General features: G+C 62.7%; 2 protein-coding genes. Both read right to left on the reverse strand.

Going from position 1 to position 2,102, the window contains the following annotated elements:
• Window positions 1-497: phosphoribosylformylglycinamidine cyclo-ligase (locus AC0AP0_RS12615; protein ID WP_490430738.1), on the reverse strand; the 497-nt coding region annotated here is incomplete at its 3' end.
• Between the two features lie 45 nt (window positions 498-542).
• The gene (gene purF / locus AC0AP0_RS12620) at window positions 543-2,048 is read right to left on the reverse strand and encodes an amidophosphoribosyltransferase (RefSeq protein ID WP_490430739.1); all 1,506 of its coding nucleotides are present in this window, start codon (window positions 2,046-2,048) and stop codon (window positions 543-545) included.
• Between the last annotated feature and the right edge of the window lie 54 nt (window positions 2,049-2,102).

Raw genomic sequence — 2,102 nt, forward strand, 5'->3', positions numbered from 1 at the left:
ACCAGGGACTCCCGTTCGACCACACCCACGGTGAATCCGGCCAGGTCGTACTCGTCAGGCTGGTACATGTCAGGCATTTCTGCGGTCTCCCCGCCCACCAGGGCGGCCCCTGCCTGGACGCAGCCGTCGGCCACGCCCTTGACCACCTGCTCCAGCAGAGCCGGGTCGTTGTGTCCGCAGGCGATATAGTCCAGGAAGATCAGCGGTTCGGCCCCCTGGGCGATGATGTCATTGACGCACATGGCCACGCAGTCCTGACCGATGGTGTCATGGCGGCCGGCTTCCCGGGCCACCATCAGCTTGGTACCCACGCCGTCAGTGCCCGAAACCAGAACCGGATGGCGGTAATTGAGCGCAGACAGGTCGAAGTCGCCGCCAAAGCCGCCAATGTCTCCGGCGCCCGGCCTATGGGTTCTGGCCGTGTGGGAACGGATTCTGTCGATCAGTTCATATCCGGCCTCCACCGATACCCCGGCCTGCTCATATGCCTTCGGCATGGATGCCCCTTTCTCTGCGCTGCCTGTTCTGCTCTTCGCTAATGCTCATTGGTCTGTTTTCTGCCCCGACCCTGCAGGCATGTCAAGCCCGTAGGATCCCTTGGAGGCCTCCAGACGGGCCCGGTCCTCTGGGGTCAGCGAGGCCAGGAAACCCTGCTCATAGTCGTCAAGTCGCGTGGGATAATCACCGTTGAAGTAGGCTACGCAGAGCCCTTGGTAGGGTGCGTCACGGCCCAGACCGATGGAATCCACCAGACCATCCAGACTCAGATAGGCCAGGGAGTCGGCCCCGATGGCTTCTCTGATTTGCTCCACGGACTTCTTGGCGGCGATCAGTTCGGAGGTCCGTTGGATGTCGATGCCGTAGTAGCAGGGATACCGCAGGGGCGGGGAGGCGATGCGCATGTGCACCTCGCTCGCCCCGGCCTCCCGGAGCAGACGGACGATTCTGCGCGAGGTGGTGCCCCGAACTATGGAATCGTCGATGACCACCACCCGCTTGCCGGATACGACGCCGCGCACAGCGGCCAGTTTCATCCTGACACCCTGTTCGCGCATGGCCTGGCTGGGCTGGATGAAGGTGCGTGCCACATACTGGTTCTTGATCAGCCCCATCTCGTTGGGCAGTCCGGCCGCCTCGGCATAACCTGAGGCTGCGGACAAGGAGGAATTGGGCACTCCGATGACCATATCGGCGTCCACCGGGGCTTCGCGGGCCAGCCTGGCACCCATCCGCTTGCGGGCCGAGTGGACGTTGACTCCATAAATATTGGAGTCGGGCCTGGCGAAGTAAATGAACTCCATGGAGCAGATGGACAGGCAGGTCTGATTGGTATAGCGCTCGATGCTGTAACCCGAGTCGTCCACCCGTACGATTTCGCCGGGGCCGATGTCACGCACCAGCGTGGCGCCGACCAAATCCAGTGCGCAGGTTTCCGAAGCCAGGACGTAGGCTCCTCCTGGCAGCTGGCCCAACGAGAGAGGACGGAACCCGTTGGGATCCATGGCTCCGATCATGGCATCCTCGGTCATGAGCAGGTAGGCGAAGCCGCCATGGACCTGGCGCAAGGCCTGTTTGAGCGCTGCCATGAAGTCCTTTTCAGGACTGCGCCGGATCAGGTGCATGAGCACCTCGGTGTCTGAGTTGGAGTGGAAGATGGCCCCTTGATCCTCCAACTCCGCCTTGAGGCTGTCGCAGTTGGTCAGGTTGCCGTTGTGTGCCAAGGCTATGTCCCCGTCATGAAAGCGGAAGACGAAGGGCTGGATGTTCTCGATGGATCCTGAGCCGGTCGTGGCGTAGCGGACATGGCCGATGGCCCGGTCTCCGGTCAGCGGCGTCAGGCTGGACTCGTCCGGGAAGACCTGAGTCAGCAGGCCCAGGCCCCGCCGTCCGATCAGATGCCCCTGGTCGTTGGAAACGATGCCGGCACCCTCCTGGCCGCGGTGCTGCAGGGCATGCAGGCCGAAGTAGGTCAGCCGGGCGGCATCGGGGTGGCCCCAGACTCCGAAGATACCGCACTCCTCGTGAATGCCTTCAAGCTCCAACGACATGGTCTATGTCCTTTCCCCTAGGCGGCAAAGTAGTCCACTCCCGACTGGAAGAGC

It is taken from the genome of Bifidobacterium sp. POST2/T3 (B1) (assembly GCF_058197115.1).